The organism is Streptomyces taklimakanensis, from assembly GCF_009709575.1.
Classification (GTDB): domain Bacteria; phylum Actinomycetota; class Actinomycetes; order Streptomycetales; family Streptomycetaceae; genus Streptomyces; species Streptomyces taklimakanensis.
The window spans coordinates 5,222,771-5,246,073 of sequence record NZ_WIXO01000001.1 but is presented as its reverse complement, the minus strand read 5'-3'; the positions used below and the strand labels follow the sequence as shown (position 1 = coordinate 5,246,073).

Below are 23,303 nucleotides of genomic sequence, written 5' to 3'. Positions count from 1 at the left end.
CGCGCCCACCGCTGCGTACGGTCGGCGTGCCCGGGACCGCGACGGGCGGCCCCGGGCTACGCTCGACACATGCCCGCACGCATCAAGGACCTGGTCGTGGACGCGGTCGACCACCAGACGCTGGCCGACTGGTGGTGCACCGCGCTGGGATACGAGCGTCGGAGGCCCCTGGGCTACCCTCCTCCACCGCCCGAGTGGCCCGTGGCCATCCACCACCCGCACGACGCCGGCCCGGTGATCTGGTTCACCCCCGTGCCCGAGGTGGAGGGCGGACGGAACCGGGTGCGTTTCGAGGTCTGGGGCGACACCGACGAACTCCTCGCGCTGGGCGCCACCCTGGTGCGGCGGCGCGACCGGGACAAGGAGTGGGACGTCCTGGCCGACCCGGAGGGCAACGAGTTCGGCGTGTTCACCCCGCGCAGATCGGTGCCGGCCTTCGGAGGGGACGGGGCTCGGTGACGACCTCCGCGAGGGACACGGCCGGCGGTGGGCCGGACCTCATCGACACGGTGGCGTGGGTGTACCTGCGCGACGGGCTGATCCTGGGGGCCCGGACGCGCGGCAGGGACCTGTTCTACATCCCCGGCGGCAAGCGCCACGAGGGCGAGAGCGACGAGCAGACGCTGTTGCGGGAGGTCGAGGAGGAGCTGACGGTGGCGATCCTGCCCGACAGCATCGCCCACGTCGGCACCTACGAGGCGCCGGTCGAAGCGCACGCGTCGGCCCCGGTGGTCCGGATGGCGTGCTACACCGGCGACTACCGGGGCGCACTCGCCGCCGCCGGCGAGATCGAGGAGATCGCCTGGCTGTCGTACGCCGACCTCGGCCGAGTGCCGCCGGTGGACCGGTTGGTCTTCGACGAGCTGCACGCCGACGGGCGACTCGTGTGAGCGCCGCCCCGACCGGCCCCGCGTCCCCGGGACGGCCCTCGTCCTCGACCGTTCAGGTGGAGGCCGTCTCCACCGCTCCGGGGTCCGCCGTCCCGGTCCCGGCTCCGGGTGGCAGGACGGTGTCGCGCCGCAGCAGGGCCGCGTAGCGCCCGCCGTGGGCCAGCAGTTCCTCGTGGGTACCTCGCTCGGCGATCCGGCCGCCGTCGAGGACGACGATCTGGTCGGCGTCGCGGACGGTGGAGAGCCGGTGGGCGATCGTCAGGGTGGTGCGTCCTTCGGCCAGGGTGTCGATGGCCCGCTGGACGGCCTGCTCGGTACGGGTGTCCAGGGCGCTGGTGGCCTCGTCCAGCACGAGGACGGGCGGGTCGCGCAGGATCGTGCGGGCCAGGGCCAGTCGTTGCTTCTCACCACCGGAGAAGCGGTAGCCGCGCTCGCCCACGAGGGTGTCGTACCCCTGCGGCAGGGAGACGATGTGGTCGTGGATCTGAGCGGCGCGGGCCGCCTCCCTGATCTCGGCGTCCGTGGCGTCGGGCCGCGCGAAGCGGAGGTTGTCGGCGACGGACGCGTGGAAGAGGTAGGTCTCCTGGGACACCACGCCCACCGTTCGGGCCAGGGAGTCGAAGTCCAGGTCGCGCACGTCGATCCCGTCGATGGTGACCCGTCCCGCGGTGACGTCGTACAGCCGGGGCACCAGGTAGCCGAGTGTGCTCTTGCCCGATCCGGTCGCGCCGACGATGGCGAGGCTGCTGCCCGCGGGAACGGTCAGGTCGATGCCGTCGAGGGTGGGGGTGGTGCTGTCCGGGTCGTAGGAGAAGGCGACACCCTCGAAGCGGACCTCGCCTCGGGCACGCTCCAGCCGCACCGGACGGGCCGGTTCGGTGATGTCCACCGGCAGGTCCAGGTATTCGAAGATGCGCTGGAAGAGGGCGAGGGAGGTCTGCATCTGCACGCCGGTGCTCAACAGGGAGACGGTGGGGCGCAACAGGCCCTGCTGGAGGGTGACGAAGGCGACCAGGGTGCCGAGTGAGAAGGCCGGCCCGCCCATGTGCAGGAGCAGACCGGCGGTCCAGTAGAGCAGGGCCGGAATGGCCGCCATGACGATGCCGATGACCGACATCCGCCAGCGGCCGGCCATGTTGGAGCGGACCTCCAGGTCCACCAGGCGTTCGGACTCCTCGGTGAAGGAGCGGGTGAGGGAGTCGGCACGACCCATGGTGCGGCCCAGCAGGATGCCGCTGACCGACAGCGACTCGGTCACCATCGCCGACATCACGGCCATCTGTTTCTGACGCCGCGTGGCGATCTTCTTGCGCTCGTTGCCGACCCGTCGACTGATCCATACGAACAGCGGCAACAGGACCAGGGAGACGATCGTGAGCCGCCAGTCCAGCACCAGCATGGCCACCACCGTCGCCACCACGCTGGTGAGGTTGGAGACCAGGGAGGTCGCGGTGGAGGTGACGGTGGCCTGCATGCCGCCGATGTCGTTGGCGATGCGGGACTGGACCTCGCCGGTGCGCGTGCGGGTGAAGAACGCCAGGGACATCCGCTGGAGCTTGGCGTAGACCTCGGTGCGCAGGTCGTGCATGACGCGCTGCCCGACCGTGGTGCTGATCAGTGTCTGGAGGACGTTGAAGACACTGGTGAGCACCGCCGTGGCGATCATGCCGAGAGCCAGCAGGGACAGCAGGCCGGTGCGCTGCTGGGGCAGGGCCACGTCGAGTATCTCGCGGAGCAGGAACGGCGAGGCGACCGAGACCAGCGAGGAGGCGCCCACCAGCAGCCCGACGACGGCCAGCCGTCCGCGGTAGGGACGGAAGAGGCGCAGGATGCGGCGGATCTCGGCGGGCGGCTGTGCGGGCCCCTGCTCGCGGGGCGGCGGGGTCCAGGCGGGTTCGTCGTGGTGCAACGCGCTCCTCGTCGGCGGTCGGGTTCCGTTCTCGGCCGCGTGCCCGGCACGGCCGGTGTCCGCGGCGCCGGTCACCAGCCTACGGTCGTCCGCCGGCGGGCTCGGGAGGCCAGGCTCTCCCGGTTCCCCGACACGGCTCGACCGCCTGTCCGCGTCGTCCCGCTCCCGCCGCACGTCGTCCGTGCCCGCCGACCGTGGCCGGTCGCACACGGCCGGTTGGAAAACCCTTTGCCCCCGTCGGTGGCGGAGGGGAGTCTTACACGGTCGCACCCGCCCACGAGACCGCCCTGGGACGCCCATGCAGATCCGCGACCTCCCGTATCCCGACCCCGGTGTTCCCGACGTACGGTCCGGATTCCGTCTCCTCGTCTGGCTGTGGCGCGCCCAGCTCGGCGGGCAGGCGAAGTCGTTGGCCTGGGGCACGCTCCATATGGCGGCCATCGCCTCCTTCCCCGTGGTGGTGGGCATGGCGGTGGAGGCCGCCACCACGGGTTTCGGGGAACGGCTCGTCCCGGTGGGGGCTTTGACGGCGGCGCTCGGTCTGGTGGTCATGGTCGGTGACACCATGCTGCACCGCACCGCCGTCACCAACTGGATCACCGCCGCGGCCCGGGTACAGCAACTGCTGGCGCGCCGGACCGCGGAGCTGGGCGCCACGCTGACCCGGCGGGTGGCGGCCGGTGAGGTCGTCGCCGTCTCCACCGGTGACATCGAGAAGATCGGCTGGTTCGTGGAGAGCGTCTCCCGCTTCGGGGCGGCACTGCTGAGCACGGTCGGGGTGTGCGCGGCGCTGACGGTGTACGAGCCCCTGCTGGGGGGTGTGGTGACGCTGGGCGTGGTGGTGCTGGTCCTGGCCGTGCTGCCGCTGCTCCCACCGGCCACCCGGAGGGCGGACGCGCAGCGCGCGAAGGCCGGACGCGCCACCGAACTGGCCGCGGACACGGTGGCCGGTCTGCGGGTGCTGCGTGGCATCGGTGGCGAGGAGTTGTTCCTCGACCGGTACCGGAAGGCTTCGCAGGAGACGCGCCGGGCGGCGGTGCGCACCGCCCGGATGTGGTCCCTGATCGACGCCGTGCAGGTGGTGCTGCAGGGGTTGCTGCTGCTCTCCGTGCTCTGGTTCGGCACACGGCTGGCCCTGGAGGGCCGGGTCGCGGTGGGCGAGCTGGTCACGGTGTACGGGGCCGTGACCTTCCTGCTCTTCCCACTGCGGCTCTTCCAGGAGGTCGCCATGGCGTACTCCTTCTCCAAGCCGTCGGCGAGGCGGGCGGCCCGTGTCCTGGCGCTGCGCCGGGAGGGCGCCGGACGCCACGCCGGGGGCGGCGGGGACACCGAGGAGCCCCGGGAGCCGCACGGTGACCTGTACGACCCCGCGAGTGGGCTCATCGCACCGACCGGCGCCCTGACCGCGGTGGTGTGCGGCGATCCCGACACCGCCGGGCGGCTCGCCGAGCGGCTGGGCGGGCATGCCGTCGACTCCGACCCCGAGGTGCCCTCGGCGCTGCTGGGTGGTGTCGCCCTGGACGAGTTGCCGCTGGAGACCGCCCGTGCGGCCGTACTGGTGCAGGACAAGGACCCGGTGCTGCTCTCGGGCACGCTGGGCGAACTGCTCGACGTGCCGTCGTCCGGCGCCGTCACGGCCCGGCAGGCGCTGGACGCCGCCCAGTGCGGTGACGTGCTGGACGCCCTGGCCCGGTCCACCGCCGACCCCGGAGGCGAACCGATGGAGGCCCGGATCACCGAGCGCGGTCGATCGTTGTCGGGGGGCCAACGCCAGCGGCTGGCGCTGGCGCGCTCGCTGGTGGCCGACCCACGGGTGTTGGTGCTGGACGAGCCCACCAGCGCGGTGGACTCGCACACCGAGGCCCGCATCGCCGAGGCACTGCGCCGTGTCCGCGCGGGCCGCACCACCGTGGTGTTCTCCTCCAGTCCGTTGCTGCTGGACCGGGCCGACCGGGTGGCGTTCGTGCGGGACGGCACGGTGGTGGCGACCGGCACGCACCGCGGCCTCCTCGCACGAGAACCGGAGTACCGCGCGGTGGTCACCCGCGACACCACGGACACCACGGACACCACCGGTGCCGACGGCACGGCCGAGGACGTGGCCCGGAACGCGGGAACGTGCGGGCCGCACCGGCACGAGCAGATGGAGGAAACCGCGTGATCGGCGTCGCACCGCCTTCCCATGATCCGGCCGCGTCGGAGTCGGCCACCACCCTGCCGGTGGGGGCGCCACGGACCGTGCGCGCCTACGTCGGCGAGCTGGGCCGGCGACACCGCGGCGCGTTCGCGACCCTGGTGGCGGTGAACGCCACCGCGGTGACGGCCTCCATGGCGGGCCCCTACCTGCTCGGACGTCTGGTGGAGGACCTCGCCGCGGGAGTGCGCGACCTCCACCTGGAACGCACCGCGGCACTGTTCGCCCTCGCCCTGGTCGTCCAGGCCGTCTTCACCCGGCAGGTGCGGCTTCGAGGGGCCGTGCTGGGCGAGCGGATGCTGGCCGACCTGCGCGAGGACTTCCTGGTCCGTTCGGTGCGACTGCCGCCGGGCGTGTTGGAGCGGGCCGGCACCGGGGACCTGCTCTCCCGGATCACCACCGACATCGACCGACTGGCGGGCGCGATGCGCGAGGCGGTGCCCCAACTGGCCGTCGGCGTCGTCTGGGCGGGACTGCTGCTGGGCGCGCTCACCGCCACCGCTCCCCCGCTGGCCCTGGCCGTCGTGATCGCCGCGCCGCTGCTGCTGGCGGGCGCCCGCTGGTACTACCGGCGCGCACCCGCCGCCTACCGCTCGGAAGCCGCCGGATACGCCGCCGTCGCCGCGGCGCTGGCCGAGACCGTGGACGCCGGACGGACGGTGGAGGCCCACCGGCTGGGTGCCCGCCGCGTATCCCTCTCCGAGCGCCGTATCGCGGAGTGGACGCGGTGGGAGCGGTACACGCTGTGGCTGCGGACGGTGTTCTTCCCCACCGTCAACGGCACGCACGTGCTGGTCCTGGGATCGGTGCTGGTTCTCGGGGGTCTCTTCGTGGAGCGGGGCTGGGTCTCGGTGGGCGAGTTGACCACGGGCGCGCTGCTCGCCCAGATGCTGGTCGACCCGATCGGACTGATCCTGCGCTGGTACGACGAACTCCAGGTGGCCCAGGTGTCCCTGGCCCGGCTGGTGGGGGTACGGGAGATCGAGCCGGACTCCGGTGATGCCACGACGGTGCCGAACGGCCGGGAGGTGCGCGCGGACGCGGTGCGGTTCGGTTACCGGGCGGGCGACGACGTGCTGCACGGGGTGTCGTTGAACGTGCCGCCCGGCACACGGGTGGCGCTGGTGGGCCCGTCGGGCGCGGGCAAGTCCACGCTGGGGCGCCTGCTGGCGGGCATCTACGCGCCCCGGGCGGGCGAGGTCACGCTCGGCGGGGCCGAACTGGCCCGGATGTCCGCGGAGCGGGTGCGCGAGCACGTGGCGCTGGTCAACCAGGAGCACCACGTCTTCGTCGGCACGCTCCGCGACAACCTGCTGTTGGCGAACGCCGGTGTCGGTGACGACGAGTTGTGGGGCGCCCTCGCGGCGGTGGACGCCGCCGACTGGGCGCGTTCTCTGCCCGAGGGGCTGGACAGCGAGGTCGGTTCCGGAGGAACCTCCGTCACCCCCGCCCAGGCCCAGCAGATCGCGTTGGCCCGGCTGGTGCTGGCCGACCCCCACACCCTGGTGCTGGACGAGGCGACCTCGCTGCTGGATCCGCGTGCCGCCCGCCACCTGGAACGCTCGCTCGCCCGGGTGCTGGAGGGACGCACGGTGGTGGCGATCGCGCACCGGTTGCACACCGCGCACGACGCGGACCTGATCGCGGTCGTGGAGGGCGGCCGGATCAGCGAGCTGGGCGGCCACGACGAGCTGGTCGCCGCGGACGGCGCCTACGCCGCGCTGTGGCGCTCCTGGCACGGCTGACCGCGTGACCGTCCCGCCCGTCCCCGTCTCCTCCCGGCCGGCGTACCGCCCGGCCGGGAGGGCGGGGGTCGTCAGCCGAGGTACCCCAGGGCCCACAATCCGCTCACGCCGCCGGTCAGCATGAAGCCGGGCATCAGGACCTGTACCTCCAGCCAACTGCCGGCCTTGAAACGCATGGCCTTGGGCGGGCCCACCGGGTACCAGCGCTTGCCGGCCACGGGGATCGGCCACAGGATCGGGCAACCGGAGACCGTGATGGCGTCGCCGAGGTCGTGGACCAGGGAACCGAGCACGATCGGCAGGCCCAGCCACAGATACTCCTGGCCGGCCCCGGTGAACAGCCAGTCCGCCCCGTTGCCGGGCTTGTTCAGGACGTCCGCCAGTATCCACGCGCTGGTGGCGCCGAGCAGCCACACCAGGATGTCGCTGGAGACCCGCGCGGCCCGCCACAGCAGCCCCTCGACCGCCAGCACCATGTGGACGAAGAGGATGCCCAGCACCGCCCAGCGGCCACCCGACGCCGCCAGGGCCGAGAAGCCCGCTCCCATCAGCACCGCCCACAGCCAGGTGTGGGTCAGGGTCCGGTGCCCCCCGGCGCGCCGGGGGTCGCCGGGCTTGCGGGTGGCCTTGTAGACCGCGCTCGACAGTTCCTCGATCACCATGCAGAGCCACTTGGACAGCGGTCCGAAGGCGCGGGAGATCGTCGCCGACTTGTGGTCGAGGTCGGGGGCGAGGGCCGCACCCGCGCAGATCAGCGCTCCGGTCACCAGGACCGGCCACGGCATCGGCCGGTCCAGGGCGTGCGCCACCGCTCCCACCCCCAGCCACGCTGCCGCTCCCGACAGCGAGTGTGCCGGTCCCATCATGTGTGTCCCCACCCCATCGTGCTCGTCCCGCCGTCCTGCCGGCGACACAGCGTAGCGTCGATGATCTTCGGGGCGTCGGCCGGTTCACACCGGGGAGGGGTCGGCAGGCAGTATGGAGGACGTGACCCTTATCGATCAGATGCCGAGCACCGCCGATCCCGACACTCTCTACGACGCCTTCTCCGGCTGGGCCGAGGGCAGGGGCATCACGCTCTACCCCGCCCAGGAGGAGGCCCTGATCGAAGTGGTCTCCGGGGCGAACGTCATCCTGTCCACTCCGACCGGCTCCGGCAAGAGCCTGGTGGCGGCCGGGGCCCACTTCGCCGCGCTCGCCCAGGACAAGGTCACCTTCTACACCGCCCCGATCAAGGCCCTGGTGTCGGAGAAGTTCTTCGATCTGTGCAAGCTCTTCGGTACCGAGAACGTCGGCATGCTCACCGGTGACGCCTCGGTCAACGCCGACGCGCCCATCATCTGCTGCACCGCCGAGGTGCTCGCTTCCATCGCCCTGCGCGACGGGGCGGACGCCGACATCGGCCAGGTCGTGATGGACGAGTTCCACTTCTACGCCGAGCCGGACCGGGGCTGGGCGTGGCAGATCCCGCTGTTGGAACTGCCGCAGGCACAGTTCGTCCTGATGTCGGCCACGCTCGGTGATGTGAGCCGGTTCGAGGAGGACCTGACCCGGCGCACCGGGCGCCCGACCACCGTGGTGCGCTCGGCCACCCGGCCGGTTCCGCTGAGCTACGAGTACCGCACCACGCCACTGACCGAGACGCTGACGGAGCTGCTCCAGACCCACCAGGCTCCGGTGTACATCGTGCACTTCACCCAGGCGCAGGCGGTGGAGAGGGCCCAGGCGCTGATGAGCATCAACATGTGCTCGCGCGCCGAGAAGGACGAGATCGCCAAGCTCATCGGCGACTTCCGTTTCACCACCCGGTTCGGTCGGAACCTCTCCCGCTACGTCCGGCACGGCATCGGGGTGCACCACGCCGGGATGCTGCCGAAGTACCGACGGTTGGTGGAGAGGCTGGCCCAGGCCGGTCTGCTGAAGGTGATCTGCGGCACCGACACCCTGGGGGTGGGCGTCAACGTCCCCATCCGTACGGTGCTGTTCACCGCGTTGGCCAAGTACGACGGCAACCGGGTGCGGGTGCTGCGGGCGCGGGAGTTCCACCAGATCGCCGGGCGGGCCGGGCGGGCCGGTTTCGACACGGCCGGCCTGGTCGTCGCGCAGGCCCCCGAGCACGTGATCGAGAACGAGAAGGCCCTGGCCAAGGCCGGTGACGATCCGAAGAAGCGCCGCAAGGTGGTGCGGAAGAAGGCTCCGGAGGGCTTCGTCAACTGGAGCGAGAAGACCTTCGAGAAACTGATCGCCTCCGAGCCGGAACCGCTCACCTCCCGATTCAGGGTGACCCACGCGATGCTGCTGTCCGTCATCGCCCGACCCGGCGACGCCTTCCGGGCGATGCGCAAGCTGCTGGAGGACAACCACGAGGACCGGCGCAGCCAGCTGCGTCACATCCGGCGGGCGATCGCCATCTACCGTTCGCTGCTGGACGGCGGAATCGTCGAGCGACTCGACGCCCCGGACGCCGAGGGGCGCACCATCCGGCTGACCGTCGACCTCCAGCAGGACTTCGCCCTCAACCAGCCGCTGTCCACCTTCGCGCTGGCGGCCTTCGAGCTGTTGGACCCCGAATCGCCCTCCTACGCCCTGGACATGGTCTCCGTCGTCGAGTCGACCCTGGACGATCCGCGGCAGATCCTCGCGGCCCAGCAGAACAAGGCCAGGGGCGAGGCCGTCGCGCAGATGAAGGCGGACGGTGTCGAGTACGAGGAGCGCATGGAGCGGTTGGCGGACATCGGCCACCCCAAACCACTGGAGGAACTGCTCTTCCACGCCTACGGCCTCTACCGCAAGAGCCACCCGTGGGTCGGCGACCATCCGCTGTCCCCGAAGTCGGTCGTCCGCGACATGTACGAGCGAGCGATGACCTTCGGGGAGTTCGTCTCCCACTACGAGCTGGCCCGCACCGAGGGCATCGTGCTGCGGTACCTGGCCGGCGCCTACAAGGCGTTGGAGCACACCGTGCCGGACGACCTGAAGTCCGAGGACTTCCAGGACATCGTCGAGTGGCTCGGCGAGATGGTCCGCCAGGTGGACTCCAGCCTGCTGGACGAGTGGGAGCAGCTGGCCCATCCCGAGGACGAGACGGCCGAGGAGGCCCAGGACCGCGCCGACCAGGTCAAGCCCGTCACCGCCAACGCCCGGGCCTTCCGCGTGCTGGTGCGCAACGCGATGTTCCGGCGGGTGGAGCTGGCGGCGTTGGACAAGGTCGAGGAGCTGGGCGAACTGGACGGCGAGGCCGGCTGGGACGCCGACGCCTGGGCCGAGGCCATGGACGGCTACTGGGAGGAGTACGACGACCTGGGCACCGGGCCGAACGCCCGCGGTCCGAAGTTGCTGCGGATCGAGGAGCGCCCCGAGGACGGCCTGTGGCGGGTCCGGCAGACCTTCGACGACCCGAACGGCGACCACGACTGGGGGATCTCCGCCGAGGTGGACCTCACGGCCTCCGACGCGGAGGGTCGCGCGGTGGTCAAGGTCGTCGATGTCGGCCGGTTGTGACGGCGGCCCGGGAGAACGTGAAGGAGCACGGACGATGAGCGAGACCCCGGGGCCGGACCGGTCCGGCCCGACGGCTCCGGCCGACGCGGCCGAGCGGCTGGTCGACCTCCTCGACCTGGAGCGGATCGAGGAGAACATCTTCCGCGGGCACAGCCCCGACGAGTCGCTGCAGCGCGTCTTCGGCGGCCAGGTCGCCGGGCAGGCGCTGGTGGCGGCCGGGCGCACCACCGACGGGAAACGCCCGGTGCACTCGCTGCACGCGTACTTCCTGCGCCCGGGGGTTCCCGGGGTGCCGATCGTGTACCAGGTCGAGCGGGTGCGGGACGGGCGTTCCTTCACCACCCGCCGTGTGGTGGCCGTGCAGCAGGGCCGTACGATCTTCAACCTGACCGCTTCCTTCCATCGTGGTGAGCCGGGTTTCGAGCACCAGTTGCCGATGCCCGGGGTGCCGGACCCCGAGTCGCTGCCGAAGCTGGCCGACGAGCTCCGCGAGCATCTGGGGTCGCTGCCCGAACCGCTGGAGCGCATGGCGCGTCGGCAACCGTTCGACATCCGGTACGTGGAGCGGCTGCGCTGGTCCCGGGAGGAGCTGCGGGGAGTGGATCCGCGCAGCGCGGTGTGGATGAGGGCGGTGGGGCCGCTGGGCGACGATCCCCTCGTCCACACCTGTGCCGTCACCTACGCCAGCGACATGACGTTGCTCGACGCGGTGCGCCTGCCGGTCGAACCGCTGTGGGGGCCGCGCGGCTTCGACATGGCCTCTCTGGACCACGCGATGTGGTTCCACCGACCGTTCCGGGCCGACGAGTGGTTCCTCTACCAACAGGAGTCACCTGTGGCGACCGGTGCCCGCGGGCTCGCCCGAGGGCTGCTCTACGACCGGTGGGGACGGTTGATCGCCTCGGTGGTGCAGGAGGGGTTGTTCCGGGCGGTGGATTGAGGTGCCGACCCGCTCCCGTCCTCCGTCCGCGAGGTCAGGGGACGTGCCGACCGCGCCGTCCCCAACGCCAGCGTCAACCCCAGTCGGTGCCACAGCGTCTCCTCCTCGCCGTCGGCGGTGAGCAGGCCGCGGACGACCCGTCGGGCCTGCGGTGAGTCGGGCCGGACGGTGACCAGTTCGGGCCGCAGCTCCGCGAGCCGGGCTCGTTCGAGCGGATCCGGCACGGCCTCCGCCAACACTTTCGGCGCGAGTACGGCGGCATGGGCGGCGGCAGCGGCCCACGGGTCGGCCGTGTGACGCGTGACGTGGGCGATCCGCCGGTTGCGCCAGTGGCGCGGACGCCAGTCCTCCCCCTGCTCCACCAACCGCCGCACCCCCTCCGGCAGGGGTCCGCGGAGCAGGGCCGGCTGGTGCTCGGCGACCTCCCGCAGCTCGGTGGCGCGGTAGAACCAGATCACGGCCCGGTACCGGTTGAGGGAGAAGCGGGCGGGGCCGAAGCACCCGGCACGGGCCAGCCGCGCGAACCGCGCCCGGCTGATCCCCATCAGGTCGGCGCCCTCACCGGCACCGACCAGACGCGTCCGCTCACGCAGAGTGGCCGGAAATCCCTCCTCGGTACGGAGCCGGACCAGTTCCGCCACCGGAATCAGACGGCCACGGCGGCCGCGCACCGAGGGTGTCGGCGTCACCGCCTCGATCTCTCCGAACTCGACGGCGAGCTCCAACTCCCTGGGTTTCAGCCCCAACGCCCGACGGGCCGCCGCCATCGACACCGCCTCCCGCGGGGAGCCGGCGGGCGGTTCCCCCGCCGGCGGACTCCCCGGGACGCTCCGTGCCGCCGCTCCCGCAGCCGTCTTCCAGACCACTCCGACCGACATGCCGTTCTCCTCCGCACCGTCGCGATCACTGAGTGCGACGACGTTAGCTCGCCGTCACATCGCCCGGCGGAGGCTGTGGAAAACTCGGAGAACGCCCTGGTCGTACCGTGCTCGACGGATGGCGACAGACGGCGGCGGGCGTTCAGCGGCCGTTGCGCGTGGCCACCCCCAGGTGCTCGCCGACCCGACTCACCAGCAGGGTCGTCTCATAGGCCAGCAGGCCCATGTCGGCCTCCGGCGCGGCCAGCACGCACAGACAGCTCCCGTCTCCGGCCGCCGTCACGAAGAGGATTCCCTCGTCGAACTCGATCACGGTCTGCCGCACCCGGCCCACCCGGAAGTGCTCCCCCGTGCCTCTGGCCAGGCTGTGCAGGCCGGAGGCGACCGCGGCCAGGTGCTCGGCCTCGCTCCGCTCGAGTCCCTGGCTGGTTCCGGTGACCAGTCCGTCGTTGGAGAGCACCAACGCGTGCCGAACCGACGCCATCCGCTGCGTCAAATCGTCCAACAGCCAGTCCAGCCCACTGTTCAGAGCCATTCGCGGTCCCCCTGTCTGGTGGTCATGCCGTGCCACCCTTACCCAGGACGGCCGTCGGGGCAACCACTGTTCTCGGCCTCCCCGACGAAACCGGGAACGGAAGGCCGAGAAGACGGGAGGAGGGGCAGGGCCGAGGCCGGGACGGAGGCGGCCGCCGTCGCCCGACGCGGTCCGTACGCGTCCGGCCTCGTCCCCCGTCGGGCGTGTGTTCCCCGTCTCTCGACTCCGCCTCCTTCCCTGGCTAGGGTGCGCGCACGATGTCCGGTTGGCCCGAGAGGAGGCCGGTGTGGTGGAAACGCGGAGCGGGAGCGGCGAGGACGACGACGCCCTGTACGTACTGACCGCGGTGCTGCTCACCCCCGCGCGGTTCCCGAGCGTCCTCGGCGACGACTACCCGGAGGCGTGCGCCGCGCTCGGGTTGGAGCCGTACGCGGAAGGTTACGGCCTCGTCCTCGGCCAGGACGGCGAGGGCGCCCGCTGGACCGTCGCCACGGAGGACGTCTCCCTGGTGGCGTGTGCGGTCGCCGCCTGGGACTGCGGCATGGAGTACGACCTCTCGCCGGACGAGCGGACGGTCGCCGCGGTACTCCCCGGTTGGCCGGTGGCCGTGGCCGTGGCCGCTCCGGGTGTCCCGGCACCGCACGACCCCGAGCCCGACCCCGATCCGGGCGGCGGCCGCGCCCCCCTCGCGCCGCCCGACACCACCACCTGGGGACCGGCGCAGCGCCGACTCGGCGCGGACGAGATCGCGCTCCGGTGGGCGGAGTGGCGCGCGCAGGTCGACGCGGACGTGACCTTCGTCGACCCCGGCGAAGCCTCCGGCGGCAAGGCGCGTCGCGCCCTGGAGGAGGCACGCGGCTATGTGCGCTCCCCACCACCTCCCGGCCGCGTCCGCTCGGCGTTCGCCTCCGACGAGGCCCGGACGCTGCGTGTGGACGGCCCCGGCTGGAGCCTGGTGGCGCGGACCGACGACATCGCGTTCGTCCTGCTCGACGACGAGCCGGGCGAGGTGCTTCCGGTGGGCCGCGGTCCGGAGCTGCCGGGCCTGCTCAGGGCACTGGACGAGTTGGCGGTGCGGCCGGACGCGGTCCTCTGAGGCTTCCGCGCGCCGCTGCCCTCACACGACTCGCCCCGGTCAGCGCCCCAGTTCCTTGCGCCCGATCCGTCGCACCTTCCGGCGCTGCGAGGGGTCGAGCGCCAGATAGGCGATCGCCGGGATCCCGACGACCACCACCAGCGCTATCAGGAAACTGCCGGTCAGCGCCCACAGGAGCAGTCCCAGCGCCACTCCGCCGACGGCGACCTTCCCCTGGTTGCTCATCCTCAACGCCTCCTCGTGCGGCGGTGCGACCGCCACTTGCCTCTGGAACGTCTCCGCGGTCCGGTGTGTTCCCTTCCACGGCCTTCCCGCGGCTCCCCACCGCCCGCCCGTCCCCCTGCGCGCTTCCCGCCCCTCAGGCGCGCAGTGGTCGCGCCGACCGCGCGCCCGTGGCGGCGTCGGCGGCCCTGCCCCGCCGACCACGGCACCCGGGGGCTCGCCACCTTCCGTCCGCCGGTCCGAACACGGTCGCGGGTGCGGGTGCGGGGACGGGGATCGTTCCGGGGGTGTGGCCTCCGGTCGGCGGTTCGGACGTCGGCGTCGACCCGACCGACCACAGGGACCGGGAGGGATGCCGACCATGGCGCCGGCCCCGGCGCATGGTGTCCCGGCGCCCCCGGTGCCCTGGGGAGGTCCCCGCCCCCTCCTCGGTCGGCTCGGCGAACGGTCGGGGCTTCGGCACCCACACCGGTGGTGGCCGCCCCGGAAAGAGCGCGGCCGGTGGTGGCCCGCGGGATCCGCGGGCCACCACCGGCCGCCGTTCCACCCGAGTCGGGTCAGGCGAGTCCCTCCATCACGGGGTAGTAGCCCCCGGACTGACCGGCCGCCTTGGGGTGGTACGAGTTGGTGATGTTGAGCCAGTCGACGCTGTGCAGCCAGGAGTCACCGGAGCAGATCTCGTGACCGGTGAAGCGGCCCCGCACGTCGCCGAAGGTGAAGCCGTGGTCGGCGACGCGCTTGGCGATGACGTCGCTGAGGTGGTCGGCCGCCGCGTTGATGGCCGCGCGGGAGGTCTCGCTGAGGCCGACCCAGCAACTGCCGTTGAGCTTGTAGAAGCGGGGGTAGTTCAGCACCACGATCCGGGCGTTGGGCGCCTTGGCGCGGATGGCGTCGTAAACGGCGTCGAGCCGCCCGGGGAGAGTGTTGGCGATGTACTGGCGCGCCTGGTTGATGCGGGACACGCACGCGCTCTCACCCTGCAGCACACAGGTCGTCATGGCGTCGGCGAAGCCCGCGTCGTTGCCGCCGACGCTGATGCTGACCAGGGAGGTTCCCGAGTTCAGGGGACCGAGCTGGTTGTTGATGACGTCGGTCGTCCTGGCGCCGGAGCAGGCGGTGAAGTGGAAGGACGCGGGTGCGTTCGCGTTCTTCCACAGCACCGGGTACGCCTTGCTGCTGCGTCTGCAGGATCCGCTGTCACTGTAGTAGCTGCCGGCGCCGACTCCGGAGGAGTACGAGTCGCCGAGCGCCACGTAGGACGTGGCGGCGGCCTCTTGGGCCGATGCCACTCCCGCGCCGCCGATGCCCAGTCCGAGAACGGCGGCGAGGGTGGCCGCCACGGACGCGAGGCGGGACAACTTCATGGGACCTCCCAGGGGTGGAGGAAGGGAAAGGGGGAGCTGTGCCTACTACGTGGTAGCAGCGGAGGAGGTTTTTAGGAAGCGTTCATGTCAAAAATGATGCGGATATTCATCTGGCCGACCGGTGCGCGTACCACGGGTGACGTGCCATTTCCTGATGGATGGTCACATAGGCGCTCCCCACCAGAGGACCGTCGAAAACTTCACCCACCAGGCATTCGCATTCGGAGCACACAAACGGCCCAGGGGTGTCGAACCGGAACCGATTCGGTTTCCCCTCCCGGGGAGACGAAAGGGGAACGCGACGCGGCACGGTCAGAACCGCAGCGCATGTTTTCGAACAGTTTCGGAACCTCGTGCCCCTCCCTCCGGTGGGTCGCCCCGGCCCTCAGCTCTGAACCATCGGCTCGTACGCGTCGGGGTGCAGGCCGAACGTCCATGCGACGCCCTCACGGGCCGTCCGGGTGGTCGGCGGCACCCGCAGCCAGTACGTGCGGTACGTGCCGTCCGGCTCCGGCGTGGAGTTGACGACCTCCACCGCCACCACCGGCTCGTCGTCCTCCAGGTCGATCCGCCACAGCACGCCGGTGGAGTCCCGGTGGACCGGCCGCGCGCCGGACTCGGTGAGGTAGCGGTCGTAGCCGTGGTGTTCCAGCATCACGCGGCGCAACTCCGCGTTCTCCTCGGCGCGTATGCGCTCGGGGGTGAGGGAGCCCAGCTCGGCGAGGAAGTCCGCCGGGACCGGCATCCCCTTCCAGGCGTGGAGGGCGAAGCCGTCGGGGAAGGCCAGTGCCGGGCCGTCGCTCCGGTCGAGCCGTCCCGCCTCGTCCCGGTGGAGTTCCAGGGGACGTTCGGCGACGACCGCCACCTTCTCGTAGGGCCACCACCACCCGGCGGCGCGGGCGACCGCCGCGAGGCCGTCGAGGGGCCCGGTGCCGTCGCCCCCGCCCGCTCCCAGGGCGAACAGCCAGGGCGCGTCGTGCTGGCCGAACACCGCGTCCAGCAGGATCGACCGCACCGCGTGTCCCTGCCCGGACGAGGCCACCACCTCCTCGACGACTCCGGTGCGGACGCGTTCGACGAGGGAACGGGTCGTCTCCCACAGGGGGGCCGCCGTCCGCGCCCAGTGCTCCGACCACCCGGCCGGTCCCAGCAGCCGGTGCAGCCGCTCCCGCTCCGCCGCCCAGGGCAGGGTGCGGACCTCACGCCGTACGCTGCGGCCCACCTCCTCCCCCGCCTCCTTCATCGCCGTCACGGCGGTCACCGCCCCGCGCGGCGAGCCGGCCCACACGATCCGCTCGGGCTCGGCGAGTCCGGCCGCGCGGTACGCCCACCGCACCCCCGTCTCCGCCTCGGCCCGGTCGGCGGGGCCGGTCCGCGCCGCGACCCGGCGCCACCGCCCGAGCTCCTCCACCGCGCCCATCGGCTCCCCCACCGTCGTCCCTGCCTCCGTAGCCGCCGTCGTCACCGCTTCGCCCCCTCAGTCCGCGACGATCCGCACGGCGCCCGGGACGTACTCCCGCTGCCGCACCACCCGGTACCAGCCCCTGGGGAGCGGTATCGCGGCGTGTTCCTCGTGCACCACCCGTCCGCCGTCGGGAAGATGGAGCAGTGTCGGCCCGAACGGGCCGGACTCCCTGACCAGTTTCCCCGGGCCCACCACGGCGTGGGCGTGTCCGGTGACCTCGCCCTGGGCGAGCACCAGCCGCCCGCGGGCGTCACGGGGCAGTCCGGGCCGCCCCGTGACGTGCTCCGGCAGCGCGTCCTCCTCCACCGGCACGATCAGTACGTCTCCCTGCCGATACACGGCGCTCTCCCCTCGGTGTCCGCGCCGGTCCGTCCGGCTGCGGCGACGGTCGGAACGTTAGGGCAGGGGTCCGACAACACGTCGGCGGACGCGACCTGCACGTGTGGGTGTCGGTGGCGGTTGATAGAACGTTCCGCACCACCACCACCTGTTCAGGGGGAGCGACCGTGACCGTCAACGAGCACCTGCAGGAGCTGCGCGCCCTGCCCGCCCACGACTTCGTCCCACCGGAGCGGAGCGGTGGTGCCGCCCTGCCCGCGGCCGAATCCGTGGCCTGGCGGCTGTCCTGTGACCCCTACGACGACGACTCGGAGGACGACTTCGAGCCCCTCTGGGACCGTTTCCTGGAGGCCGTGGACACCTCGGCCGTCCGGGCGTTGATCATCGGTCAGTGGGGCGAGGTGTACGAGAGGGACTCCTCCTTCGTCGTCGAACTGCTCACCTCGAACACGGACCGCTTCCCCGCCCTGGAAGCCCTCTTCGTCGGCGACCTGGTGATGGAGGAGGCGGAGATCTCCTGGATCGAGCAGTCCGACGTCACCCCGCTCCTGGAGGCCTACCCGAAGCTGCGCGAGTTCGGGGTGCGCGGTGGCACCGGCCTGGTGTTCCGTCCGGTCCGCCACGAGCGGCTGCGCACCCTGGCGTTCGAGGCGGGCGGGTTGCCGGCCGAGGTCGTGCGCGCGGTCGCCGAGAGCGATCTGCCGACGCTGAGCCGGCTCGAACTGTGGCTGGGCGTCGACGCGTACGGTGGCGACGCCACCGTGGAGGACCTCACGCCGATCCTCGGCGGGGAGCGCCTCTCCGCCCTGCGCGAGCTGGGGCTGAGGAACAGCGAGCTCCAGGACGAGATCGCCGCGGCCGTCGCGGGCGCACCGGTGGTGGCTCGACTGCGCACGCTGGACCTGTCCATGGGCACCCTCACCGACACCGGCGCCGAGGCACTGCTGAACGGCCAGCCGCTCACCCATCTGACGCGGCTCGACCTGAGCCACCACTTCCTGAGCGACGCCATGGTGACCCGACTGCAGGAGGAGTTCGGCGACTCCGGCGTCGACGTGGACCTCTCGGGCCAGAAGAAGGCGGACGAGTTCGACGGCCGGGAGTGGCGTTATGTCGCCGTCTCCGAGTAGTCCCGGCGACCGGGGCGCCCCGGTGCCGCGGTTCGCCGTCGTCGGCAACCCCGGAAACCGCCGCGTGGAGCTGTTCGCGGCCGCCGTCACCGCCGCCGGACTGCCCGCGCCCCGAGTCCTGCCCTGGGCCGAGGTGCTCGCGCACGGTGCGCGGTTCACGGCGAACGAGACGGTGCGGATCGACTCCCCCGGCGAGGATCGGGAGGTCGAGCGGCTGCTGCGCGGGGTCTGCGACCCGACGCGGGTGGAGGGCACGGCCCGCTGGTACGCGCGCTTCACCGCCGCCGTGCGCGACGTGGCCCGCGCGGCCCGTTCGGTCGGGGCCACCCTGTTGGACGCCCCGGAGGACACGGCGGTGCTCTTCGACAAGCGGCTGTGTCACGGGGTGCTGCGCGAGGCGGGGATCCCGGTGCCGCACTCCCCGACCTCCGGCCCCCACGCCCCGCCGGTGACGGGGTGGCCGGACGTGCGCGAGGCGATGCGCGGCACGGGGATGCGTCGGGTCTTCGTCAAGCTCGCCCACGCGTCCTCCGCCTCCGGGGTGCTGGCCGTGGAGTCGGGGGGACGCGGCCGGTGGCGGGCGATCACCTCCGTGGAACGGTCCGGGGACGGCCGACTGTTCAACTCCCTGCGGGTGCGGTGCCACGAGGACGAGCGGGAGATCGCCGCCGTGGTGGACGCCCTGGCACCGGACGGGCTGCACGTCGAGCAGTGGCTGCCCAAGGCCGCCCAGGACGGCCGGACGGCCGACCTGCGGGCGGTCGTGGTGGCCGGAGAGGCGACCCACGTCCTGGTGCGCACCAGCCGCTCCCCCCTGACCAATCTGCACCTGGGCGGCGCCCGCGGCGATTGGGAACGGGCACGGGCGGCGGCGGAGGCCGCCGGGGTTCCCGGGGACGAGGTACCGGAGCTCTGCCGGCGGGTCGCGGCCTGTTTCCCCGGCACCCTGTGCGTCGGCGTGGACCTGCTGCCCGCCACCGGCTGGCGGCGGTTCGCCGTCGGTGAGGTGAACGCCTTCGGGGATCTGCTGCCGGGCCTGACGGGACTGCCCGGCGGCCGCGCCGAGGGACGGGACACCTACGCTGCCCAGGTCGCGGCCGTCCTGCGCGGAGCCGTCCCGGGAGAACGCGAGGAGCGTCACCGTGTCGCCGCCTGACCTCGACACCGCCCGGCCGCGCGGAGAGGAGCCGGGCCCGAGGCAACCGGACATGAACCGGATCGTGGGCAGTCACGACCTGCTGCTGGTCACCCTGGACACCCTGCGCTACGACGTGGCCCGCGAGTTGGCGGCGGAGGGCTCCATCCCCCACCTGGCACGGCACCTGCCGGACGGACGCTGGGAGGAACGCCATTCCCCGGCGAGTTTCACCTACGCCGCCCACCAGGCGTTCTTCGCCGGGTTCCTGCCCACTCCCGTGGCTCCGGGGCGGCATCCACGACTGTTCGCGGCGCGTTTCGAGGGCAGCGAGACCACCGCCGAGGGCACCTGGGTCTTCGACGCGCCGGACTTGGTGACGGGCCTGGCGCGGGCCGGGTACCACACGGTGTGCATCGGCGGTGTGGGGTTCTTCGCCAAGCGCGGCGCGCTCGGCTCGGTCCTGCCCGGCCTGTTCGCCGAGAGTCACTGGGAACCGGAGTTCGGTGTCGCCTCCCCCACCTCGTTCGAGGCGCAGGTGGCCCGTGCGGAGGAGGTGGTGGCCGCGCTCCCCGCCGAGCGGCGCCTGTTCCTGTTCGTCAACGTCTCGGCGCTGCACCAGCCCAACTGGTTCCACCTGCCCGGCGCCACCGCCGAGGCGGGCGACTCCCGCGCCACCCACGCCGCCGCGCTGCGCTACGTCGACCGGCACATCGGTCGCCTGTTCGCCGCCGCGCGCAGCCGCCGCCCGTGCTTCGCCGTCGTCTGCTCCGACCACGGCACGGCCTACGGCGAGGGCGGTCACATCGGGCACCGCATCGGCCACGAGGTCGTCTGGACGGTGCCGTACGCCCACTTCCTCCTCGACCCCTGCGAGGGACCATGAACACAGCGACCGTCGCCACCGCGTCGGCTCCGCCGACGGGTCGGCTCCCGAGTCCGTACCAGTCCTACGTCTACGCCTACCCGCACAAGACCGCCTACCGTCCGCTGCCGGAGCGGCCGGCGCTGCGCGAGGTGTGGGCCGGCGAGAAGGTCGACGCGCTCTCGCTCTACCTGCACGTCCCGTTCTGCGAGGTGCGCTGCGGCTTCTGCAACCTGTTCACCCGCGTCGGCGCACCCGACGGGCTGACCGGCGCCTACCTCGACGCGTTGGAGCGCCAGGCCGGTCCGGTGCGCGAGGCACTGGGCGAGGACGCCCGGTTCGCGGCGGCGGCCCTCGGCGGCGGCACCCCCACCTTCCTGACCGCCGCGGAGCTGGAGCGGCTCCTCGACATCGCGGAGGAGCGCATGGGCGCGGACCTGCGCACGGTGCCGCTGTCGGTGGAGACCTCCCCCTCGACGGCCACCGCCGACCGACTGGCCGTCCTCGCCGGACGCGGCACCACGCGGCTGAGCATCGGTGTGCAGAGCTTCGTCGAGGCCGAGGCGCGTGCCGCGGTACGTCCCCAGCGGCGCTCGGACGTCGAGGCGGCGCTCGCCCGGATCCGCGACAGCGGCGTCCCGGTGCTCAACATCGACCTGATCTACGGCATCGAGGGGCAGACCACCGCCACCTGGCTGCGGTCGTTGGAGGCCGCCCTGGCCTGGGAGCCGGAGGAACTGTACCTCTACCCGCTCTACGTCCGGCCGTTGACCGGCCTGGGCCGCGCGTCCACCGGCCCGGACCCGGCGTGGGACGAGCAGCGCCTCGCGCTCTACCGCCACGGCCGCGACCATCTGCTCGCCCGCGGCTACGAACAGGTGTCGATGCGGATGTTCCGCCGTGTCGGGGCACCGGACGCCGCGACGGCCGACCACGCCTGCCAGACCGACGGCATGGTGGGTCTGGGCTGCGGTGCCCGCTCCTACACCTCCGCCCTGCACTACTCCTTCGACTACGCCGTGGACATGCGGCGGATACGCGCCCTCGTCGACGCCTACGTCTCGCGGCCCGCGGCGTCCTTCGCGCACGCGGAGTTCGGCCGGTGGACGGACACCGACGAGGCCCGCCGCAGGTACCTGCTCCAATCGCTGCTCCAGGCCGAGGGGTTGGAGGTGGAGGGTTACACGGCCCGGTTCGGCGCGCCGCCCGCCGAGCACTTCCCCGCCGAGCTGGCCGCGTTCGCCGCGCGGAGTTGGCTGGACGCGGACGCGGCACCCGAGCGGCTGCGGCTGTCGGCCGACGGCCTGGCCCACTCCGACGCGGTCGGTCCCGCGTTGTTCTCCCCGGCCGTGCGCGCCGCCATGGCCGCGTACGACCTCAGGTGACGGGGCGGCATGGATCTGACATTGCTCTATCGGGGTCCCCTGGCCTCGTGCGACTACGACTGCCCGTACTGCCCGTTCGCCAAGCGGCGCGACTCGCGACAGGCGTTGGGCGCCGACCGCGAGGCGTTGGAGCGCTTCGCCGCGTGGGTCGTCTCACGGGAGGGGGAAGACCGTCTGTCGGTGCTGTTCACACCGTGGGGCGAGGGTCTGGTGCGCTCCTGGTACCGGCGCACCCTGGCCGAGCTGAGTCATCTGCCGCACGTGCGCCGGGTCGCGATCCAGACCAATCTGAGCTGCCGCACCGACTGGCTGGAGAGGGCCGATCCGTCCACTCTGGCGCTGTGGTGCACCTTCCACCCGGGCCAGACGCCCTACGAGCGGTTCACCGCCAAGTGCCGCGATCTGACGGCACTCGGCGTGCGGTACAGCGTCGGGATCGTCGGCCTGCCCGAGCACCTGCCCCACGCCCGTCGGCTCCGCGCCGAGCTGCCGGAGCACGTCTACCTGTGGGTGAACGCCGCCGAAGGCCGCGCCTACACCGACGAGGAGGCCGACCGCTGGACGGCGGTCGACCCCCTCTTCCCGTACAGCCGTCACCCCCACCGCAGTGCCGGACTCCCCTGCCGGACGGGCGAATCCGTCGTCTCCGTGGACGGCGGGGGGACAGTGCGGCGCTGCCACTTCGTGCGGGAGCCGCTGGGCAACCTCTACGACGGTTCCTGGCGCGTCGCGCTGCGCCCCCGGCCCTGCCCGCTGGCCGTGTGCGACTGCCACATCGGTTACGTGCACCTGGAGTCGCTGCCGCTGTACGACGTCTTCGCCGGCGGCGTTCTGGAGCGGATTCCGGCACGGGTGCCGCCGCGGCTCCCGGACGGGGCGCGGGCCGTTCCGGGGTGAGGTCTCCGGGGCGGGGCCCGCTCCCGCTCTCGCCGGGCTGTCCGACCGTCCGCCGACCGCCCGGAACGCGGCGGCGGTCGTCGTGCCGTCGGGGTGTTCCGGCAGGGTGGCACGGGCGTTTCTGCGAACAACAACTGATCCTTGCCAGATGTTGTCGGCGCCTCCACACTGAGGACGTGGCTCACTTTTCCGAAGTTCGCCCGTTAGAGCGCACCGGGGGTCTTGCCGATCGGAACCTGCGGGACGCGTTCCACCTCCCGGCCGTCGGCGCCTCCGTCGCCGAGGCGCGCCGGAGGGTGCTCGCCCGCCTGACGGAGTGGGACGTCGGGGCCCTGGTCCGCGACGACGCCCAACTGGTCGTCTCCGAACTCTTCACCAATGCCGTCAGGCACACCGACAGCGAGAAGGTCGACTGCGGGCTGATGGTCACCGGCCTGCGGTTGCGCCTGGAGGTCACCGACCAGGGCCGCGAAGACGCCCGGCCGCGCCGCCGACGCCCCGGCGGTGACGCCGGAGCGGACGCCGGAGCGGACGCCGACGGGGAGAACGGACGCGGCCTGCTGCTGGTCGGTGCCCTGGCCGAAGCGTGGGGGATACGTCCCGGGGAGAGCGGCGGGGGCCACATGGTCTGGGCGGAACTGGGGTGCGAGCGGTCCGCCTCGTGACGTGGTGTCGCCCGGCCTGGGCGGGGGAGGCCGGGCGACACCGACTCCACGGGCCACGGCGGGCGCCGTACGGCGGTGCCGCCGCGACGGGTGGGGGCGTCACCTCGTGGCTCCGACGCGCGTCGTCGAGGCCCTGCCGGCGTCGTGG

The 23,303-nt window shown here is 72.5% G+C and carries 21 protein-coding genes; 13 read left to right on the top strand and 8 right to left on the bottom strand.

Annotated features, from left to right (window positions below; genetic code table 11):
- Positions 1–69: 69 nt before the first annotated feature.
- Both F0L17_RS23080 and F0L17_RS23075 read left to right on the top strand, forming a co-directional pair.
- Positions 70–459, top strand: coding sequence for a VOC family protein (locus tag F0L17_RS23080; protein WP_155072547.1), 390 nt, complete (start codon positions 70–72; stop codon positions 457–459).
- On the top strand, positions 456–890 hold the full coding sequence (locus tag F0L17_RS23075; RefSeq protein WP_162466596.1) for an NUDIX domain-containing protein: 435 nt from the start codon (positions 456–458) through the stop codon (positions 888–890). The genes F0L17_RS23080 and F0L17_RS23075 overlap by 4 nt, the downstream gene beginning before the upstream one ends.
- Positions 891–942: 52 nt before the next feature.
- Here F0L17_RS23075 and F0L17_RS23070 read toward each other — a convergent pair whose 3' ends face one another.
- Positions 943–2,799 (bottom strand): ABC transporter ATP-binding protein, encoded by a 1,857-nt coding sequence (locus F0L17_RS23070; protein ID WP_155074069.1) that lies wholly within the window; start codon positions 2,797–2,799, stop codon positions 943–945.
- Between the two features lie 298 nt (positions 2,800–3,097).
- Between F0L17_RS23070 and F0L17_RS23065 the strand changes: the two genes are divergently transcribed.
- Both F0L17_RS23065 and F0L17_RS23060 read left to right on the top strand, forming a co-directional pair.
- Complete coding sequence (locus F0L17_RS23065) at positions 3,098–4,960, top strand: ABC transporter transmembrane domain-containing protein (RefSeq protein WP_155072546.1); 1,863 nt, start codon at positions 3,098–3,100, stop codon at positions 4,958–4,960.
- Positions 4,957–6,738, top strand: coding sequence for an ABC transporter transmembrane domain-containing protein (locus F0L17_RS23060; protein WP_162466595.1), 1,782 nt, complete (start codon positions 4,957–4,959; stop codon positions 6,736–6,738). The genes F0L17_RS23065 and F0L17_RS23060 overlap by 4 nt, the downstream gene beginning before the upstream one ends.
- A gap of 71 nt (positions 6,739–6,809) precedes the next feature.
- Here F0L17_RS23060 and F0L17_RS23055 read toward each other — a convergent pair whose 3' ends face one another.
- Entirely contained in the window at positions 6,810–7,604 is a 795-nt protein-coding gene (locus F0L17_RS23055) for a metal-dependent hydrolase (protein WP_155072545.1), read from the bottom strand.
- 121 nt (positions 7,605–7,725) lie between these two features.
- On the opposite strand from F0L17_RS23055, the gene F0L17_RS23050 reads away from it, so the two are divergent.
- Complete coding sequence (locus F0L17_RS23050; RefSeq protein WP_162466594.1) at positions 7,726–10,239, top strand: DUF3516 domain-containing protein; 2,514 nt, start codon at positions 7,726–7,728, stop codon at positions 10,237–10,239.
- A 34-nt stretch (positions 10,240–10,273) separates the two neighbouring features.
- Entirely contained in the window at positions 10,274–11,179 is a 906-nt protein-coding gene (locus F0L17_RS23045) for an acyl-CoA thioesterase (RefSeq protein WP_155072543.1), read from the top strand.
- Here the strand turns inward: F0L17_RS23045 and F0L17_RS23040 are convergent.
- Complete coding sequence (locus F0L17_RS23040; protein ID WP_155072542.1) at positions 11,113–12,057, bottom strand: DUF6397 family protein; 945 nt, start codon at positions 12,055–12,057, stop codon at positions 11,113–11,115. The genes F0L17_RS23045 and F0L17_RS23040 overlap by 67 nt on opposite strands.
- A 142-nt stretch (positions 12,058–12,199) precedes the next feature.
- Positions 12,200–12,592, bottom strand: a complete 393-nt coding sequence (locus tag F0L17_RS23035; protein ID WP_155072541.1) for a roadblock/LC7 domain-containing protein — start codon at positions 12,590–12,592, stop codon at positions 12,200–12,202.
- A gap of 286 nt (positions 12,593–12,878) precedes the next feature.
- Here F0L17_RS23035 and F0L17_RS23030 point away from each other — a divergent pair, with 286 nt between their 5' ends.
- Positions 12,879–13,688 carry a hypothetical protein gene (locus F0L17_RS23030; protein WP_338018184.1) on the top strand — a complete coding sequence of 270 codons (810 nt, stop codon included), beginning with the start codon at positions 12,879–12,881 and terminating at the stop codon, positions 13,686–13,688.
- 39 nt (positions 13,689–13,727) lie between these two features.
- Here the strand turns inward: F0L17_RS23030 and F0L17_RS23025 are convergent, their stop codons facing one another.
- From F0L17_RS23025 to F0L17_RS23010, 4 genes are all read right to left on the bottom strand, one after another.
- Positions 13,728–13,913: a hypothetical protein gene (locus F0L17_RS23025; RefSeq protein ID WP_155072540.1), complete on the bottom strand. Its 186-nt coding sequence runs from the start codon at positions 13,911–13,913 to the stop codon at positions 13,728–13,730.
- A gap of 554 nt (positions 13,914–14,467) precedes the next feature.
- On the bottom strand, positions 14,468–15,274 hold the full coding sequence (locus F0L17_RS23020) for an SGNH/GDSL hydrolase family protein (RefSeq protein ID WP_155072539.1): 807 nt from the start codon (positions 15,272–15,274) through the stop codon (positions 14,468–14,470).
- 385 nt (positions 15,275–15,659) lie between these two features.
- Positions 15,660–16,694: a DUF6745 domain-containing protein gene (locus F0L17_RS23015; protein ID WP_155074065.1), complete on the bottom strand. Its 1,035-nt coding sequence runs from the start codon at positions 16,692–16,694 to the stop codon at positions 15,660–15,662.
- Positions 16,695–16,751: 57 nt separating this feature from the next.
- Positions 16,752–17,078 (bottom strand): hypothetical protein, encoded by a 327-nt coding sequence (locus F0L17_RS23010; protein ID WP_162466593.1) that lies wholly within the window; start codon positions 17,076–17,078, stop codon positions 16,752–16,754.
- Between the two features lie 167 nt (positions 17,079–17,245).
- Here F0L17_RS23010 and F0L17_RS23005 point away from each other — a divergent pair, with 167 nt between their 5' ends.
- The 6 genes from F0L17_RS23005 (at position 17,246) to F0L17_RS22980 (ending at position 23,155) form a co-directional block, all read left to right on the top strand.
- Positions 17,246–18,208: an STM4015 family protein gene (locus F0L17_RS23005; protein ID WP_162466592.1), complete on the top strand. Its 963-nt coding sequence runs from the start codon at positions 17,246–17,248 to the stop codon at positions 18,206–18,208.
- Positions 18,189–19,364, top strand: a complete 1,176-nt coding sequence (locus F0L17_RS23000) for an STM4014 family protein (protein ID WP_155072538.1) — start codon at positions 18,189–18,191, stop codon at positions 19,362–19,364. The genes F0L17_RS23005 and F0L17_RS23000 overlap by 20 nt, the downstream gene beginning before the upstream one ends.
- A 52-nt stretch (positions 19,365–19,416) precedes the next feature.
- Entirely contained in the window at positions 19,417–20,229 is an 813-nt protein-coding gene (locus F0L17_RS22995) for an STM4013/SEN3800 family hydrolase (RefSeq protein WP_155074062.1), read from the top strand.
- Positions 20,226–21,593, top strand: coding sequence for an STM4012 family radical SAM protein (locus F0L17_RS22990; protein ID WP_155072537.1), 1,368 nt, complete (start codon positions 20,226–20,228; stop codon positions 21,591–21,593). Before F0L17_RS22995 ends, F0L17_RS22990 begins: the two co-directional genes overlap by 4 nt.
- Before the next feature lie 9 nt (positions 21,594–21,602).
- A complete protein-coding gene (locus F0L17_RS22985) occupies positions 21,603–22,490 on the top strand; it encodes an STM4011 family radical SAM protein (protein ID WP_155072536.1) in 888 nt (295 codons plus the stop codon).
- A 176-nt stretch (positions 22,491–22,666) separates the two neighbouring features.
- On the top strand, positions 22,667–23,155 hold the full coding sequence (locus F0L17_RS22980) for an ATP-binding protein (protein WP_162466591.1): 489 nt from the start codon (positions 22,667–22,669) through the stop codon (positions 23,153–23,155).
- The last annotated feature ends 148 nt before the right edge of the window (positions 23,156–23,303 follow it).